This is a genomic window from Veillonella sp. CHU732 (assembly GCF_003992085.1).
Classification (GTDB): domain Bacteria; phylum Bacillota; class Negativicutes; order Veillonellales; family Veillonellaceae; genus F0422.
The window spans coordinates 87,854-104,904 of record NZ_RQVC01000007.1 but is presented as its reverse complement, the minus strand read 5'-3'; the positions used below and the strand labels follow the sequence as shown (position 1 = coordinate 104,904).

Sequence of the window (17,051 nt, the reverse complement as noted above, 5' to 3'; positions counted from 1 at the left end):
ATGCTTATTTTTTTGCAAAAAAATAATGTTGGAAGTGACACCGTAGTGGTGTCACCCCAACATTTATTATAGAGCCAGAAAATACTATAAAGTGCTTTCATATTAATTAGTATAAACAGGATCATAATCAGAAGGCACCGGAGCAACGATACTCACAAAGACAATATCTTCCGTTCCAGTATTTTTTGCACCATGACATTCACCCTTTTTAGATACTATAACTTGCCCCTTTGTAAAAGGCACCTCAGTATCCGGCGTTGGATAAAATACCCCTGTTCCTTGCAATACAACCCATATATCATCAGAATTATGATGATAATGCTTTGGTAAGGTTTGACCAGGTTTAATAACCCAAACTGAACCACCTGTGGAATCAGTTTGATAAAATGGCGTCCTAACAGCCTTCTCCAAACTTTCAACTTTCACAAGTTCCATATCAAAAATACGTTGATTACTCATAACACTCTCACCTTTCATCGATTAACAACTAACGAGTTCCAGAAGCATATTCACCCATATTTACATCAAGCACTGCTCTCACCGGTTGAACTAGGGAATCCTCATACTGCAATGTCCATTGCACATTTGAATCCAATTCCCCATTCTCTAGGCCGCTAATAGTATCACCATCACCAACAGGATTGTCATTTTCTAAAATAAAATACAACATATTATATGCATGAATAACTACATCATCAGGATTCATGCCATGAAAGTGATACTGCACATCAGGCAAGAATAAGGTGCTCATCCCCACCGAGTCAACCATCATATCGTCTGTACCTTGAATGTTAATGAATTATATCCTGCTTCGGATTTAATTCGGTCGAATTCGACTGAATTAAAATTTAGATTATAAACCTCCTCTCACCTTATACAAAATAAATAATATATTATTACCTAAATTATACAATAAATCTGGCTCTCTAGTAAATATTACATCATCTAAGATGAGCAGATAGGGCAGATATATTAACCGTTATATCCTTTAATTTTTAATGCTTCTACTAAACGACGCAATGCCACCATGTACGCAGCCAATCTTGGGTATACTTTAAACTCTTCTTGCATAGCCCATACTTCTTCAAAGCTTTTTTTCATGTTCTTCGATAATTTTTCGTTTACTTCTTCTTCAGACCAGTAGAAGCCAGCTTTGTTTTGTACCCATTCATAATAGGATACCACCACGCCTCCGCCATTCGCTAATACGTCTGGCAATACAGGAATACCTTTTTCAAAGAAGTATAAGTCTGCATCTTTGGTTAATGGTCCGTTAGCACCTTCCAAGATTAATTTTGCTTTTACTTCTTTCATATTGGCTTCGTTCACTTGGTTTTCTAAGGCCGCTAAGTATAGCACGTCTACATCCAATAACAATAAATCTGGATTAGGGATTCTTGTCATACCTGGCTCTTCGTAGCCTTCTAAAGAACGGCCATGAGAGTTTGCATATTCGTAAGCTTTTTCTACATCGATGCCGTTTGCATTGTACAGAGATCCATGTACATCACCGATGGCAACGATTTTAGCACCTTCACGATGCATCAATAAAGCACCAACAGATCCTACATTACCAAAACCTTGTACAGCAATCGTCAAATCTTTAATAGATTTACCTTGTTTTTCCAAGTAGGAAAGCAATGTGAACATACAGCCACGACCTGTTGCTTCATTACGACCTAAAGAACCACCGATGGCTAATGGTTTACCTGTTACGATTCCTGGTGTCCATTGACCAGTTAACGCACTGTACTCATCGACGATCCAAGACATGATTTGCGGATTTGTATTCACATCAGGAGCTGGCACATCTCGTTCTACCCCAATAATAGGAGCAATTTTACGAACGAAACCACGTGTTAAACGTTCCAACTCTCTTTCACTTAGTTCTTTCGGATCTACCTTGATACCGCCTTTGCCACCGCCATATGGTAAATGAGCGATAGCATTTTTGATTGTCATCCACGCACCTAACGCGCGCACTTCATTTTCATCTGCATCTGGGTGAAAGCGAAGACCGCCTTTAGATGCACCAAGAACGGAGCTATGTTGGCAACGGTAGCCAGTAAATACTTCCACATGCCCATCATCCATTTGTACTGGAATCGCCACGTTCATTTCACGTTCAGGGTGACGCAATACTTCATAGTCATTGCGTGGAATGCCCAATGTGTCCGCTGCTAAGTCTAATGTTTGCAGCATATTTTCATAAGGGTTGTAATTTGCCATAATACCACCTCGTTTTACATATAAATAGAATGTGTATACCCTAATAGTAACACAACTCATTCCTTATGACTATAGGCTTTCAAAAAATCCTACTTAATTTATAGGTAAATTAAAACTTTAAAAATATTTTGTAAACATATCTGAGGAAGATAGGGATACTCTCTTAGCAGAGTTACAGATAGTAAAAAAAGCTGATTCTATCACGAATCAGATAGAATCAGCTGCTCTTTCATATTAAAAAATTGTCGACAACTCAAGTATCCTGCTATAGCAATGGCAATGGATACGGTTGAAAAGGTCATGAAAATAACGATAATTTGGTATTTGATGGCCTCCATAGGACTCATTCCCGCCAAGATTAAGCCTGTCATCATCCCTGGCAAGGCCACAATGCCCAATGTTTTCGCACTATCGATGGTCGGTTCTAAGCTAAATATCAGGGCTTCTCGCAAGATGGCTTTACAGGACTGCATAGGAGTAGCTCCCAATGCTAACTTAATCTGAATCTCTTGTTGGCGTCGCTTAAAGCTCGTTATAATTTGGCGGAAACACAATCCTACTGCCACCATAGACCCAGACATGACCATGCCTCCTACAGGAATCATTTGATACGGAGTAAAAGATAGCACGTTTGCCCCCAATAAGATAGCAAGAGTAATTACCGCACCAATGCCAATACTAACCCCTGCAATCCATGAAGCATGTTTGATGCCAAATCCCCGTTTGCCTCCATTGATAGCGGCGCTGATCAGCATCAACAGTAATACACCGCCAGTAAACAAAGGATGGTCCGCACCAAAAATAAAATGCAATACATACCCTACGACTACTAGTTGCACTACCGCTCGCAAGGCACTATGCAATATTTCTAGTTCTAACCGCATTTTCTGCTGATAAGACACGACAACGGCCATGGCGATAAGCACGGTTGCCATCAGTAAGGATTCATTCGATAAGGCATTAAAGCTCCCCATGTAGCACCTCACAATCTGTAATATGACCATCTTTCACAGTGATACGACGTTGCCCCATACGAACACTTTGGTCTAAATTATGGGTCACCTGTAATAAGGTTAAGCCTTCTTTATGTAACTGCATAAGACCTTGTTCTACCCACTCCGTATTTTCTGTATCCAAAGCAGACGTCACCTCATCTAATAGCAACACCTCAGGGGCAAACAGCAAACTACGAATCAAGCAAATTCGTTGCATCTCACCACCTGATAACTCCGTATTCGACTTCTCTAACAGCTGTAGATCCATATGAAACAACTCGAATAGGTCTTTGATTCTTGTTTCGTCAATAGCACGACCTCGCATGGTAAAAGGAAAGGCTAGATTACCTCGCACTGTTTGCCCGAATAAATAGGGCTGTTGGAAACAGTACGCCACTCGTTGGCGATATTCTGTAGGGGCATATTGATCCATCGGTTTACCTTGAAAATAAATCGTCCCTCTCGTAGGAGATATCAAGGAGCTAGCCAATTTCAGAATTGTACTTTTACCACTCCCCGATGGACCTATGATGGTGATGCTTTCACCTTGTTGAACCTCAAAAGAAATATCCCCTAAAATCTGGTGACCATGAAGCATTACAGAGATATTTTCAAAACGTAGTACTGACATAATATACGCCCTTTATACGAATTATAAATCGATAACTAGTTCCACTGGGCAATGGTCAGACCCAAAAATATCTGCATGGATTTTCGCCTCTTGGATTTTATCAGCAATGCTGTTGGATACTAAGAAATAGTCAATTCTCCATCCTACGTTCCGCTCACGAGCTTTGCCCATGTAGGACCACCAGCTGTAGGCATCGACTGCATCAGGATATAAATAGCGGAAGGTATCTGTAAAGCCTGCTGCTAGCAGTTCCGTCATTTTTTCACGTTCTTCATCACTGAAACCAGCATTTTTACGATTTGTTTTAGGGTTTTTCAAGTCGATTTCTTGATGGGCTACGTTAAGGTCACCACACAGAATCACCGGTTTTTTCGCATCTAATGCTAGTAAATACTCGCGGAATGCCACTTCCCATTCCATGCGATATTCCAAACGAGCCAATTCACGTTGGCTATTCGGTGTATAGCACGTAACTAAGTAGAACTTTTCATATTCCGCCGTGATCACACGTCCTTCTTGGTCATGTTCCTCAATGCCAATGCCATTCACTACGGAAATTGGCTTTTCTTTTGTGAAAATAGCCGTACCGCTATAGCCTTTTTTCACTGCACTATTCCAATATTGTTCATGGTTCGGCAAGACCATTTCAATTTGTTCTGGTTGTAATTTTGTTTCTTGTAAGCAGAACATATCTGCATCTAATGCATCGAATGCATCCATAAATCCTTTAGTCATGGCTGCACGTAAGCCATTCACATTCCAAGAGATTAATTTCATTGTTAGTACCTCATAGTATTTAGTAACAAAAATATATATTGATTATATCATAAATTTTCGATATGCGCTTTCCAAATATATCAGATGCCGGCGGTAAGTTTTTGTTGGAAAATAAAAGTTTCTTCCTTTTTCTATCTATTAAATTAATAGATTTCTTTAAAGAAATACTATAAAATTTTGGTATAATGTTAAGGCTAGGCTGGGCGATACGTAATGGATAATTTTCAAAAGAATAACCGATAAGAATTAAAAATACGGAAGATTAGACAGAAATCGCTCTATTATTATCCATGCAAAATAAGATTATATGAAATAAAAGGAGTACCCAATGACAGGAAACTATTCAGCACGTGAATACCGTGATAAATTATATGATGATCTTCATGTTCGATTAAGCGATACAGTCATTTTGATGTGTGCGATCCTTATTGCCTCTATAGGTTTAAATATGAATTCAACAGCTGTTATTATTGGAGCCATGCTGATTTCCCCTCTTATGACACCGATTGTTGGACTAGGATTCGGCTTAGCTATTTTTGATACTCGTTTAATCAAGCAATCTTTAAATGTTTTATTGACTCAAGTAGCGGTCAGTTTGCTTGTCTCAGCTCTGTATTTCTGGATTTCTCCCATATCTTATGCAAGTAGCGAGTTGATTGCTCGAACCTCTCCAACCATTTGGGATGTTCTCATTGCTATTGCAGGTGGGATAGCAGGTGTCATTGGTTCAAGAAAAAAAGAAGCGAACAATATCGTGCCAGGAGTAGCCATTGCAACAGCTCTGATGCCACCTATCTGTACTGCCGGCTATGGCTTAGCTAATGGAAATGTACAATTTATATATGGCGCTCTCTATCTTTTCTTAATTAACTGTGTCTTTATCATGCTAACCAATATTGTTGGAACAAGAATTTTGATGAGAAAATCTCCCTTACGCTCATTTAAAGAGCTAAACATTAAAATGAGAATTGGGTTGATATCCTTGATTGTATTATTAATTCTTCCTGCCACCTATTCAGCAGTCACGCTAACGATGGATCAGGCACGAAAAGAAGGAATCAAGCAGTTTGTAGGAAAAGAGTTCACCAATCATACGGTCATTAGTCAAGTCTACAAGTCAAGCAAAAATGAATTGGTCTTGACGATTGTTGGCAATCCTCTTTCAGAAGAACAATTAGAAACACTCCGCCAAAAACAAGCCTCTTACGGTATTCAATCTGTTCATTTGAAAGTCAATCAAGTTAATCAAATTCATAATTCGACAAAATTGGATAGTGAGAAGACCAAAGAATTTTATGAAAATATTAATAAGTATATCGATCAAAAACTCTCTGAAAAAAATTCACAAAAAGATATTGTAAAAGAAAATGAAGAAGACAAGGATTAAGGATATTGAACTTATCTCAAAAAAAGCAACGGATTTGCCGTTGCTTTTTTGCATAGTTGCGATAGTCTTGCTAAACCAGAATCGCCTCATATACCAGTTACAGATACCACTTTTATACGAATGAGAGAAGACAATATGAATATTATTACAAACCTATTTATTGCAAACGGATTTTTTCTTTCCACTTCGCAATTTGCGTTATTTCTTCTGAAAGCACTTCTTTGCCGATACGGATTTGACGTGCTACGCACTCTGGTGCTGTACCACTGTAGTTGCTGCGACCTGCTACGCAGGCTTCGATGGTGATGGCATCCAAGATATCCGCTTCAAAGTGGTGTGAAATAGCTTTGAAATCTTCCACTGACAAATCTAACAACACACAACCTTTTTCAATGCAATGTTGTACCGCTGCCCCTACAATGGCATGGGCTTCACGGAACGGTACACCTTTTTTCGCCAAGTAGTCCGCCATATCTGTAGCGTTAGAGAAATCATCGTCCAACACCGCTTTTGTATGGTCTCCATTGACTTTCATATGGCGTAACATATCCGCCGTAATCGAGATGGCGAAATGCAAAGTATCAATAGTATCGAAAACCCCTTCTTTATCTTCTTGCATATCTTTATTGTACGTCATTGGTAGGCCTTTCATGGTTGTAAGAAGTCCCATTAAATGACCGTAAATACGACCTGTTTTACCACGTACGAGTTCGCACACGTCTGGATTTTTCTTTTGTGGCATAATGCTAGAACCTGTGCAATGTGCATCGTCTAGTTCGATGAACCCAAATTCTGTACTAGACCAAAGGATTAACTCTTCACTTAAACGGCTTAAATGCATCATCACTTTTGCCCCAAAGCTGAGGAACTCTAGCACATAGTCACGATCGCTGACAGCATCCATACTATTTTCATAAATCGCATCGAAGTGCAATAATTCCTTCGTCATGTTTTGATCGATAGGATACGTAGTACCCGCCAAAGCGCCTGCCCCTAATGGCATCACATTGGCATGTTTAAAGATCAACGGCAAATTATCGAAGTCACGGCTCAACATAGAGAAGTATGCCATCATGTGATGACTAAATAATACTGGTTGCGCCCTTTGTAAATGAGTGTAACCAGGGATAATTACATCTTTGTATTTCTCTGCCACTTCTAAGAAAGCTTGTTGCAAGTTCACAAGCTCCTCACCCATGTGCACTACGGCCTTGCGGATGTACATATGTAAGTCCACTGCCACTTGGTCATTACGGCTACGGCCTGTATGTAGACGTCCACCCGCTTCACCAATCGCATCAGTTAAGCGTTTTTCGATATTCATATGGATGTCTTCTAATGCCACGGAAAACTCGAAGTCCCCTGCATCAATTTGCTTTTCAATAGCCTGTAAACCTGCTACGATAGCATCTTTATCTTCCTGAGAAATGATGTGTTGCTCTGCTAGCATCGTTGCATGAGCAATACTGCCTGCCACATCTTCTTTATACATACGGGAGTCAAAGGAAATAGAGGACGTGAAGTCCTCTACTGCCTTATCCGTCCCTTTGGTAAAGCGTCCGCCCCAAAGTTTCGCCATTATTTTAAACCTGCTTTCTCTTTCATTAATGCATTGATTGTTAAAGGCAATCCGAATAAGTTGATGAAACCTTCTGCATCAGCTTGGTTATATACATCATCTTCTTCAAATGTTACAAATTCTTGGTTGTACAAGGAATATGGAGACGTAGAGCCTGCACTCATGATGTTACCTTTGTACAATTTCAATGTGACTTGACCTGTTACTGTTTGTTGTGTGCTGTCCACGAAGGCTTGCAAGGCGCTCATCAATGGAGCAAACCACATGCCGTCATACACCAATTCTGCGTATTTATTAGCCACCAATTCTTTATAATGGTATGTGGCTCTATCTAGGCAAAGGTATTCTAATTCTCTGTGCGCATACATGATGATAGCTCCGCCAGGATTTTCGTAAACACCACGAGATTTCATGCCCACTAACCGATTTTCTACGATATCTACAATACCGATGCCGTTAGCTGCGCCGATTTCATTCAAAGTTTGTAAAATAGTTAGTGGAGACATGGTTTGACCATTCACCGCCACTGGAACACCTTCTTTAAAGTCGATCGTCACCATAGTTGGTACGTCTGGCGCTTCTTCTGGAGATTTGCTAACTAAATATACATCATTTTTAGGTGCGTTGTTAGGATCTTCTAAATCGCCCCCTTCATGGGATAAATGCCATACGTTTTGGTCCATGGAGTACGGGTGTTTTTTTGTGGCCACTACTGGAATGTCGTGTTTTGCTGCATATTCCATGCAATCTTCCCGGGATTTCAATTCCCATTCACGCCATGGCGCGATGATTTTTGTGTTCGGTGAAAGTGCTTTAATAGTCAATTCAAAACGCACTTGGTCATTCCCTTTACCTGTGGCACCATGAGCGATGGCATCCGCTCCTTCTTGTGCGGCAATTTCCACTAATTTTTTCGCAATTAATGGTCTTGCAAAGGAAGTACCTAATAAGTATTTACCTTCATACACAGCGCCTGCTTTTACCACTGGCCAAATGTAATCGGATACAAATTCTTCTTGCGCATCGATGATGTACGCTTTAGTAGCACCAGACTTGATGGCTTTTTTCTCTACTGCGTCATAATCTTCTGGTTGACCTAAGTTCACGCATACAGCGATCACTTCTGCGCCATAGTTTTCTTTCAACCAAGGAATAATAACAGATGTGTCTAAACCGCCGGAGTAGGCTAATACTACTTTGTTAATGTTGCTCATAATTGACCTCTTTCTTTGTGTAAATGACTGCTGTGCAGTACCTGTTTCTATCTTATGAACGTATTATACAACCATCTGTATAATAATGCAAGTATTTTTTATAAAAATTCTTTTATATACATTTTTATTCTATACACCTATCATTTCATAGTCATTTCCTATAACAAATAGCATTTCATTCTTACAGCACTACACTGTAATTTCAATTTATATGTATTACCGAATGAATCCACAACTCTACATCATTCTAGTTACTTAGTACAATCTTTTTATACATAGATACTAACAGATAAAACGTTTCTATTATTATAATGAATTCGCCCTATTGTTGATACCCCCTAGATATGATATGATGAACCCATGAAAACACTTTTTAAACTCATCCTTGTGCTCGCTTTAGCCGCTGGTGGTTTATATTGGTTCGCTGGGTATACCCCAGAGGATGCTAAAACGACTACGCAACATGTAGCACATACGATAAAAGAACAAACTATAGAACAAGGGGAAGATCAGCTTTCTAGAATCGACCGCATCAAACGTCTCTTTCATTTTAAAGAAGCTGTAGAGGAGGCCATGGATAAACGGGTGCCACCAGAGCATCGCGTTCGCAGCGAAGACATTAGCCCTATTGTAAAACAAGCTTTAGTGGCTACGGAAGATAAACGTTTTTATGAGCATGGAGCGGTAGATTTCTTTAGCATTGGTCGTGCCTTGTATACGAATACCATAGCTGGGCAAACCGTAGAAGGTGGTAGTACCATCACCCAACAATTGGTAAAAAATTTATTCTTATCCTCCAAGCGTATCATGTCTCGTAAGGTGGAAGAGGTATTTCTTGCCTATTTGATGGAGCATTATTACAGCAAAGATGAAATCATCACCATGTATCTTAACACCATTTATTATGGTACCGATTACTATGGTATTAAAGCAGCCTCTGAAGGATACTTTAAGACAGAACCGAAGAACCTGAACTTGAGTCAAGCTGCTGTGCTTGCAGGCATTCCACAGGCGCCATCCTACTTTAATCCGGTCAGCAACATAGATGCGACGAAACAACGACAACGGACGGTATTAACCTTAATGGCACAACAAGGGATTATCTCCTATGCAGACATCGATAAAGCCTATTATAAGCGACTTGATGCTCCGAAGAAACACAGAGTTACTGATTAATCTACCTAGGTTACATATGCTAATACCTGGATGATACAAGTACGCTTATCTTATTACCACATATAAAAGAATCTATGGCAACATAGGACAAAAAAACAGAGGAAAGTTGAACAAAACGTATCAACTTTCCTCTATTTTATTTCGTAGTATGTATTACAAGCTTTAGCTATGAGTATATCGTTTCTATTGACTACCGCCAAACAGGAATACCTAACAACGATACCATGGTTCTGTTACCTTGCGCTTATCTTCCTAAGTTTCCTACTGGTACGTAGATGCTACCACTGGACATAGGTGCGATGGTACCTTGATCGTAAATCAATACAATGTCATGATTTTCACGGGCAAAGAAACTATTTGGCTTACCTGCTGTGACATCTGTATAGATAGCTTTCTTACCTTCTTTCGGTAACTGTTGTAATCCTGCTACAATTGTTTCTTGTGGTAATCCACCAAAATCACTTAAGGACAACGTACGTCCTGTCGTCGTATTAAACGTAAATCCCTTTTCTACATTCACACCATGAGACGCGTTGTCTTCAATGGTATAGGATGTGATGGTAACAGAAAAAATCCCATTTCCGTCCGCTTTGATATCATAGCTCATGTATAAATTTTGCTTTTCTCCATCTACTGCTTTTTCATTCGTTTTGTGCACTTGCTTACGAAGTTTTTCTACATAGTCCGTGATAGTCTTATTGATGGATTTTGTCACGTAAGGGCTTACCGATTGCACTCGTGGATATGTCAGGTCCATATGGTTTTCTTTCACTGTCTCTGGTTTAACTGTTACTTGCAAACGATCTGTAAAGGCTTTCGCCGCTGGCGCTACGATTTGCTTTTTATCTTGTCTAGCTTTCATCGTTTCCTCGCGAATAATGCGATTGGTTTCTGGTGATGCCGTCGTAGAGATACGTTCACCTACCGCAATAGGCATTTCTTTCACCACCGTAATATCTGCTGCCTGCAATGCTATTGGTAAACAAGCGGCCATGAGTACCGCACCAAATATTTTTCTTCTCATAGTCTGTCTCCTTATCACATAGGGTATAATTATATCTCTATTATATACATCAACTACATGAACCGTATATGAAAATTTTTAATATACTTTCCTAAATAGACGTATGTATACAAAATTTACTATATTTTTTATTGAAAGTCCTTGAGAATACTGATACAATGAGTAAGATAGTAGTGTATTTTAAGGAGGTATAACTATGAAGCATGATTTTATGAGTCATGATATTAGCTTGCCGGAATTAACAGTCAGAGGGATGTTACTAGGTGCGATTATTACATTAATCTTCACAGCATCTAACGTATACCTAGGTCTGAAAGTAGGTTTGACGTTCTCATCCTCCATTCCGGCTGCTGTAATATCTATGGCAATCTTACGCTTCTTCAAGGATTCCAATGTTCTTGAAAACAACATGGTACAAACGCAAGCATCTGCTGCGGGTACCTTATCTGCAGTCATCTTCGTATTACCAGGTCTATTGATGATCGGGTATTGGCAAAACTTTGACTTATTGGAAACATTGTTATTATGTGCCTGCGGTGGCTGTCTTGGGGTATTATTTACTATTCCATTACGTCGCGCTATGGTTATGAATAGTGACTTACCATATCCAGAAGGTCGCGCTGCTGCTGAAATTTTGAAAGTAGGTTCTACTGTTCCTGGAGAAACTACAAAACAATCCGGCGGTATGAAAGAAATCGTTTCCGGTGGTGCCTTAGCTGGTATCATCAGCTTTGTCACACAAGGTTTCCGCGTATTTGGCGAATCTAAATCTTTCTGGTTCCCTGTTGGAGCTGGAGCTACACAAATTCCATTTGGTTTCTCCTCCGCTTTATTAGGTGCCGGCTTCTTAATCGGTATTGCCAGTGGTATCGCAATCTTGATCGGTATGATTATTGCTTGGGGTGGTTTCGTACCATACTTAACCAACCATCTACCAAATCCAGATAACTTGGAAGCTATCAAATTCTCTAACACTGTATGGAAAACTAAAGTTCGTTTCATCGGTGCTGGTACAATCGGCGTAGCTGCCATTTGGACATTATTGACATTGATCAAACCAATTATTGAAGGTATCAAATTATCTATCAAATCCATGACGGCTAGCGCAGAATATCGCGATACACACCGTATGGATACAGATATGAAACCATCTACTATCGCTATCGTATTTGCATTAATTATTATTGGCTTAATCATTTGCTTCTACTCTTTCGTATCTGCTCTTCCAATGTCCGCAGGTCTTGCTTGGACACTTGTGATTGCAGGTATTGTAGTGGCATTGTTAATCGGCTTCTTCGTAGCTGCTGCTTGTGGTTACATGGCTGGTTTGATTGGTACTTCCGCAAGTCCAATCTCTGGTATCGGTATCATCGGTATCATCGTATCTTCTCTAGTAGTATTTGCCATCGGTTCTGCCAATGACTTATTATCTACTCCTGAAGGCGTAAAATTCTCCACTGCCTTGGCGATTTTCATGACTTCCGTGGTTATCTCCATTGCAGCCATCTCCAACGATAACTTACAAGACTTAAAAACTGGTCAATTAGTTGGTGCTACACCTTGGAAACAACAGGTGGCTCTATTAATCGGTTCCCTTGCTGGTGCCGTAGCGATTGCTCCAGTACTTGACTTGTTATACCATGCCTACGGTTTCACAGGAGCTATGCCTCGTGAAGGAATGGATCCTGCTCAAGCATTGTCCGCTCCACAAGCTACATTGATGCGTCAAATCGCAGAAGGTATCTTCAATGCTAATATGGATTGGACTTACATCTTCTACGGTATCCTTGTTGGTATTGCCGCTATCGTTGTTAACTTGATTTTAAAATCTACAACAAAATCCTTAACATTGCCACCACTTGCAATTGGTATGGGTATCTACTTACCTCCAACTTTGGAAATGCCTCTTGTAATGGGTGCCATCATCGGTTACTTCGTAAATCGTTACATCACAAAACGTGCGAAAGAACGTGCTGGTGCTTATGCAGATGCTGACGTAGAACAATCTAACCGCCGTGGCGTATTGTTCGCTTCCGGTTTGATCGTTGGTGAAAGTATCATCGGTGTTATCATTGCTGGTATCATCGCCTTCTCCGTAAGTACAGGTGGTAGCGAAGCTCCACTTCAATTGGCTTTCACTGAAGCAAAATCCTATGGTGATACAGCTGAATGGCTAGGCTTTGCAGCATACATCTTTGTTGCACTTTGCTTAATTCGCATCGTAATCGCTTCTAAATTCAACAAAGCAGAAGCAGAAGCAATCGAAAACATGAATAAATAAAACACTACACATATCACAAAAGAGGCTGTAACCCTATGGTTGCAGCCTTTTTATTTCGCTAAAGAAATACACAAATAACAAAGGACTGAAGTAAATTCTAATACATCATTTTACTTCAGTCCTTTTATATTTGTATTATGCTAGCATATACAATGCTACCATTATGTATTCTTTCTAGCATATACAATGCTACTATTTTCCATTGTTTCTACCATATTTATAGATCCATACAAGTCCATAGATACAACCTATAACAGTGGCAATCATACCACCAATGGATACATCCCAAAGGAACGCTAAGGCTACACCGATAGTCGTAGCTATGGTAGATACTATCATACTGATGAATAACATGGCTTTCACAGATCGAGCCAGCATAAATGCCGTCGCTGGTGGACCAATCATACAACCCGTTACCAAGATCGCACCTACCGTCTGAAATGAGGCTACTGTCGTTAAGGAAGTCAATGTCATAAGTCCATAGGACACTGCCATAGGCATCGCTTGATACACCTTAGCACACACAGGATCAAAGGTGGTAAGGATCAATTCTTTCTTAAAGAGTGCAATACATACTGCATTGATAAGACACACCAACATAGCAATCCATAACAACATAGGTCCTAAGTCATAAGCATCTATGGTAAAGCGTTGAAATGTAGCAAAGGCTAAATCGCCTAAAATCGCCGTATCTACATCGAGATGTATGTGTTTACCAAATAAGGTAACTAACACAATAGCTAAGGCAAATAAGAAGGGAAATACGATACCGATAGCTGCATCTGGTCGAATATACCGACGTCGTTGCATCCACTCGACGGCATACACCGTCCCCACTCCCATGGCAGTAGCACCAATGATGAGCCAAGGGGAGTTCAAATCTTTCGTCACCAAAAAGGCTAATACAATGCCTAAAAACACAGTATGTGTTATGGCATCCACCATCATAGATAAACGGCGTAACACCAAAAATGTACCTATGAGGCTACAACTAATTCCTGTGATTGTAGCGATACCCCATATTTCTAAGATATGACTCATCCTAAACACCTCCTCATGAGGCGTTTACCATTAGCCAATACTAAACTTAATAAAATCATACCAGTCATCACAATGATGATAATAGGACCCGTAGGAAGATTGCCCCATAGGGCGCTCACAAATGTACCCATAAATGCCACTACACTACCACTGATAGCTGCAATGATCACTAGAGTACGTAAGGAGTGAGTCCACTGGCGACCAATCATGGCTGGACCAATTAATAAGGAGCTAATTAATATAACCCCTACTGTCCGAATGCCGATAACAATGGTCACCACCAATGCGGCACGGTAAAAAAATCGCACCTTTGACACAGGAATACCCATCAACTGCGCCTCAATAGGGTCAAATACGGTAAGACTCAATTCTTTCCAAAGTATAATAACCCCACCTACAATGCAGGTTCCGCAAATGGCCATCACCCAAATGTCACTTTGCATCATGGTTACAGCTTGACCAAAGATAAATGTATTCAGACCTGCCTGTCCAGCATTTTCCATAGACTGTACTCGCGTTAATAACACTGTACCAAATCCAAAGAAGGCCGCTAAAATCGTAGCTAAGGCTGCATCAAAACGAACTCCTTTTTGGGATGTTTTGTGCATAATCCATTCTGACAAACAGGCCGTGCATATGGCACCTAGTAATAGTACTGTAGTGTCTTTCACGCCTGTTAAAAGAAACCCCGCCACTACCCCAGGTAGTGTAGAATGGGCTACGCCATCGCCTAGTAAACTTTCTTGGCGCAAGACTGCAAAAGTTCCTATGACGCCACATACCAAGCCTAGCATCACCGTCCCCAGTGCTACGATTTGAAATGTATATTGTTGTAATAATTCCATGGTGCCTCCTAGTATGAATATGTCTCATCTAGGATATGGGAACCTACTATATCTCGAACTGGTCCCATGCCCACCAATCTGCGGTTGACGCAGAGAACTTGATCAAAATACGTTTCTAAAGTCTGTAAATTATGATGCACAATGAGCAAGGTTTTACCTGCTGATTGCATTTCTTTCATAATCTTTACTAACACAGATTCTGTGGTCTTATCAATGCCTTTAAAAGGTTCATCTAGCAAGTACACCTCTTGGTTCTCCACCAAAGCACGGGCTAGGAATACACGCTGTTGCTGACCTCCTGACAATTGTGAGATAGATCGCTGTGCATAGTCTAACATGCCTACCGTTTGCAAGGCTTTTGTCGCCTCATCTCGTTCACGTTTCCCTGGTCGTTTAAACCACCCCAGTCTGCGGTAGGTGCCCATTAATACCACCTCAAATACAGTAATCGGGTAATCCCAATCTACTGCTGAAGTTTGTGGTACGTAAGCAATATGGTTATAAATATTATTTGTTTTCGCGCCTCCATAAGCAGAAACTGTTTTAGTATCTAATGTTAACTCAATCGTTCCTTCTACTAATGGCACAAGCCCTAACATGGCTTTCACCAAGGTTGATTTGCCAGCACCATTAGGACCAACTATGGCCGTCATCGTTCCTTGTTCAATCTGAAAGGATACATCTTTCAGCACCACCGTATCATCATAGGCGACTGAAAGATGATCTACTTTCAAAATACACTTGCTGTCACTCATCATTTAAGAGCTCCTACAATGGTATCAATATTGGCTTTGACCATGCCAATGTAAGTGCCGCCTTCTGTGTTAGGAGAACCTAAGGAGTCGGAGTATAATTCACCGCCGATAGCTACGTCCCAACCTTTAGCTTTACATGCTTCTTGTACAGCTTCGATTGTTTTATGAGGAACAGAAGATTCTACGAAGATAGCTTTGATTTTGTGATCTACAATAAATTGTACTAAGTCGTTCATATCTTTTGTACCCGCTTCTGTAGCTGTGCTCACACCTTGCAAACCTTTTACTTCAAAGCCATAAGCACGAGCAAAGTAATGGAATGCATCATGCGCTGTAACTAATACACGAGATTGTTCAGGAATTTCTTTCGTTCTATCTTTAATATATTGATCTGCTGCATCTAATTCTTTCATATATGCTTCGTAATTAGCCACATAATCTTTTTCATGTTTAGGGTCTTTCGCTACCAATGTGTCTTTTACCACTTTTGCAGCTAATTTCCAGTTTTGTACATCGAACCAAATATGAGGATCTTTTGCATCTGGACCTTCTTCTTCAAAGGCTAACAATGTGGATGGATCCATATCTTTAGACACTTCCACTACTGTTTTGTTGGATTTTTTTAATTCTTGGAATACTTGGCCCATTTTACCTTCTAAATGGATACCATTCAAGAAGATTACATCGCCTTTTTGTAAAGTAGATACATCACCCGCACTAGCTTGATACAAATGTGGGTCTACCCCAGCACCCATCAACCCTTGTACTGTTACATGGTCACCACCAATTTTTTGTACTAAATCTGTAATCATTGTTGTAGTAGTTACCACTTGTAATGGCTTACCATCTTGTACCGTATCCGCTTGTTTTCCACAGCCTGCAATAGCCATAATACAAACGGCAAACACAATGAACAACCGCCATAATTTAAATTCTTTCATGGTCTTTCCTCCCTTACTAAACATGTGGGATGTCCCGTACTATCCCTAAATTAAAAATTCCATGAGTCTTACTTAGCTATACTATATCACAACTGATACTATTTCTCAATATAAATTTTTAATTATATCTTTCAAAGATCGAAAGAATTAGCTATTACCTATATTATCATTTATAT

At 40.0% G+C, this 17,051-nt stretch carries 15 protein-coding genes and 1 pseudogene; 3 read left to right on the top strand and 13 right to left on the bottom strand.

What is annotated here, in order from left to right; genetic code table 11:
* Positions 1–102 precede the first annotated feature (102 nt).
* The 6 genes and pseudogenes from EO121_RS04650 to EO121_RS04625 form a co-directional block, all read right to left on the bottom strand.
* Positions 103–459, bottom strand: coding sequence for a cupin domain-containing protein (locus tag EO121_RS04650; protein WP_126939504.1), 357 nt, complete (start codon positions 457–459; stop codon positions 103–105).
* Positions 460–487: 28 nt separating this feature from the next.
* Positions 488–799, bottom strand: a pseudogene (locus EO121_RS04645) (DUF4261 domain-containing protein); the annotation flags it as partial.
* A gap of 173 nt (positions 800–972) precedes the next feature.
* Positions 973–2,229 (bottom strand): Glu/Leu/Phe/Val dehydrogenase, encoded by a 1,257-nt coding sequence (locus tag EO121_RS04640; RefSeq protein ID WP_127161048.1) that lies wholly within the window; start codon positions 2,227–2,229, stop codon positions 973–975.
* A 200-nt stretch (positions 2,230–2,429) separates the two neighbouring features.
* A complete protein-coding gene (gene fetB, locus EO121_RS04635) occupies positions 2,430–3,203 on the bottom strand; it encodes an iron export ABC transporter permease subunit FetB (protein WP_127166390.1) in 774 nt (257 codons plus the stop codon).
* On the bottom strand, positions 3,190–3,855 hold the full coding sequence (locus tag EO121_RS04630) for an ATP-binding cassette domain-containing protein (RefSeq protein ID WP_127161046.1): 666 nt from the start codon (positions 3,853–3,855) through the stop codon (positions 3,190–3,192). Before EO121_RS04630 ends, fetB begins: the two co-directional genes overlap by 14 nt.
* Positions 3,856–3,876: 21 nt before the next feature.
* Positions 3,877–4,632 carry an exodeoxyribonuclease III gene (locus tag EO121_RS04625; protein WP_126937749.1) on the bottom strand — a complete coding sequence of 252 codons (756 nt, stop codon included), beginning with the start codon at positions 4,630–4,632 and terminating at the stop codon, positions 3,877–3,879.
* A 328-nt stretch (positions 4,633–4,960) separates the two neighbouring features.
* On the opposite strand from EO121_RS04625, the gene EO121_RS04620 reads away from it, so the two are divergent.
* Positions 4,961–6,019 carry a TIGR00341 family protein gene (locus EO121_RS04620; protein ID WP_127161045.1) on the top strand — a complete coding sequence of 353 codons (1,059 nt, stop codon included), beginning with the start codon at positions 4,961–4,963 and terminating at the stop codon, positions 6,017–6,019.
* 157 nt (positions 6,020–6,176) lie between these two features.
* On the opposite strand, the gene argH is transcribed toward EO121_RS04620, so the two are convergent.
* Positions 6,177–7,598, bottom strand: a complete 1,422-nt coding sequence (gene argH / locus EO121_RS04615; protein WP_127161044.1) for an argininosuccinate lyase — start codon at positions 7,596–7,598, stop codon at positions 6,177–6,179.
* Positions 7,598–8,812, bottom strand: coding sequence for an argininosuccinate synthase (locus EO121_RS04610; protein WP_127166388.1), 1,215 nt, complete (start codon positions 8,810–8,812; stop codon positions 7,598–7,600). The genes argH and EO121_RS04610 overlap by 1 nt, the downstream gene beginning before the upstream one ends.
* A gap of 360 nt (positions 8,813–9,172) precedes the next feature.
* On the opposite strand from EO121_RS04610, the gene EO121_RS04605 reads away from it, so the two are divergent.
* Positions 9,173–9,988, top strand: a complete 816-nt coding sequence (locus tag EO121_RS04605; RefSeq protein WP_127166386.1) for a transglycosylase domain-containing protein — start codon at positions 9,173–9,175, stop codon at positions 9,986–9,988.
* A gap of 244 nt (positions 9,989–10,232) precedes the next feature.
* On the opposite strand, the gene EO121_RS04600 is transcribed toward EO121_RS04605, so the two are convergent.
* On the bottom strand, positions 10,233–11,012 hold the full coding sequence (locus EO121_RS04600) for a hypothetical protein (RefSeq protein ID WP_127166384.1): 780 nt from the start codon (positions 11,010–11,012) through the stop codon (positions 10,233–10,235).
* A 196-nt stretch (positions 11,013–11,208) separates the two neighbouring features.
* Here EO121_RS04600 and EO121_RS04595 point away from each other — a divergent pair, with 196 nt between their 5' ends.
* Positions 11,209–13,293 (top strand): OPT family oligopeptide transporter, encoded by a 2,085-nt coding sequence (locus EO121_RS04595; RefSeq protein WP_127166382.1) that lies wholly within the window; start codon positions 11,209–11,211, stop codon positions 13,291–13,293.
* A 192-nt stretch (positions 13,294–13,485) separates the two neighbouring features.
* On the opposite strand, the gene EO121_RS04590 is transcribed toward EO121_RS04595, so the two are convergent.
* Genes EO121_RS04590 through EO121_RS04575 form a run of 4 tightly spaced genes read right to left on the bottom strand, consistent with a single transcriptional unit; the run spans position 13,486 to position 16,875 of the window.
* Complete coding sequence (locus tag EO121_RS04590; protein ID WP_127166380.1) at positions 13,486–14,334, bottom strand: metal ABC transporter permease; 849 nt, start codon at positions 14,332–14,334, stop codon at positions 13,486–13,488.
* The gene (locus EO121_RS04585; protein WP_127166378.1) at positions 14,331–15,179 is read right to left on the bottom strand and encodes a metal ABC transporter permease; all 849 of its coding nucleotides are present in this window, start codon (positions 15,177–15,179) and stop codon (positions 14,331–14,333) included. The genes EO121_RS04590 and EO121_RS04585 overlap by 4 nt, the downstream gene beginning before the upstream one ends.
* An 8-nt stretch (positions 15,180–15,187) precedes the next feature.
* Complete coding sequence (locus EO121_RS04580; protein ID WP_127166376.1) at positions 15,188–15,937, bottom strand: metal ABC transporter ATP-binding protein; 750 nt, start codon at positions 15,935–15,937, stop codon at positions 15,188–15,190.
* Positions 15,934–16,875 (bottom strand): metal ABC transporter solute-binding protein, Zn/Mn family, encoded by a 942-nt coding sequence (locus tag EO121_RS04575; RefSeq protein WP_127166374.1) that lies wholly within the window; start codon positions 16,873–16,875, stop codon positions 15,934–15,936. The genes EO121_RS04580 and EO121_RS04575 overlap by 4 nt, the downstream gene beginning before the upstream one ends.
* Between the last annotated feature and the right edge of the window lie 176 nt (positions 16,876–17,051).

Coding starts and splice junctions, on each gene's coding strand:
- EO121_RS04580 (WP_127166376.1), bottom strand. CDS start 15,937: ATGATGAGTGACAGCAAGTGTATTTTGAAAGTAGATCATCTTTCAGTC.
- EO121_RS04610 (WP_127166388.1), bottom strand. CDS start 8,812: ATGAGCAACATTAACAAAGTAGTATTAGCCTACTCCGGCGGTTTAGAC.
- EO121_RS04595 (WP_127166382.1), top strand. CDS start 11,209: ATGAAGCATGATTTTATGAGTCATGATATTAGCTTGCCGGAATTAACA.
- EO121_RS04620 (WP_127161045.1), top strand. CDS start 4,961: ATGACAGGAAACTATTCAGCACGTGAATACCGTGATAAATTATATGAT.
- EO121_RS04650 (WP_126939504.1), bottom strand. CDS start 459: ATGAGTAATCAACGTATTTTTGATATGGAACTTGTGAAAGTTGAAAGT.
- EO121_RS04575 (WP_127166374.1), bottom strand. CDS start 16,875: ATGAAAGAATTTAAATTATGGCGGTTGTTCATTGTGTTTGCCGTTTGT.
- argH (WP_127161044.1), bottom strand. CDS start 7,598: ATGGCGAAACTTTGGGGCGGACGCTTTACCAAAGGGACGGATAAGGCA.
- EO121_RS04585 (WP_127166378.1), bottom strand. CDS start 15,179: ATGGAATTATTACAACAATATACATTTCAAATCGTAGCACTGGGGACG.
- fetB (WP_127166390.1), bottom strand. CDS start 3,203: ATGGGGAGCTTTAATGCCTTATCGAATGAATCCTTACTGATGGCAACC.
- EO121_RS04590 (WP_127166380.1), bottom strand. CDS start 14,334: ATGAGTCATATCTTAGAAATATGGGGTATCGCTACAATCACAGGAATT.
- EO121_RS04600 (WP_127166384.1), bottom strand. CDS start 11,012: ATGAGAAGAAAAATATTTGGTGCGGTACTCATGGCCGCTTGTTTACCA.
- EO121_RS04605 (WP_127166386.1), top strand. CDS start 9,173: ATGAAAACACTTTTTAAACTCATCCTTGTGCTCGCTTTAGCCGCTGGT.
- EO121_RS04640 (WP_127161048.1), bottom strand. CDS start 2,229: ATGGCAAATTACAACCCTTATGAAAATATGCTGCAAACATTAGACTTA.
- EO121_RS04630 (WP_127161046.1), bottom strand. CDS start 3,855: ATGTCAGTACTACGTTTTGAAAATATCTCTGTAATGCTTCATGGTCAC.
- EO121_RS04625 (WP_126937749.1), bottom strand. CDS start 4,632: ATGAAATTAATCTCTTGGAATGTGAATGGCTTACGTGCAGCCATGACT.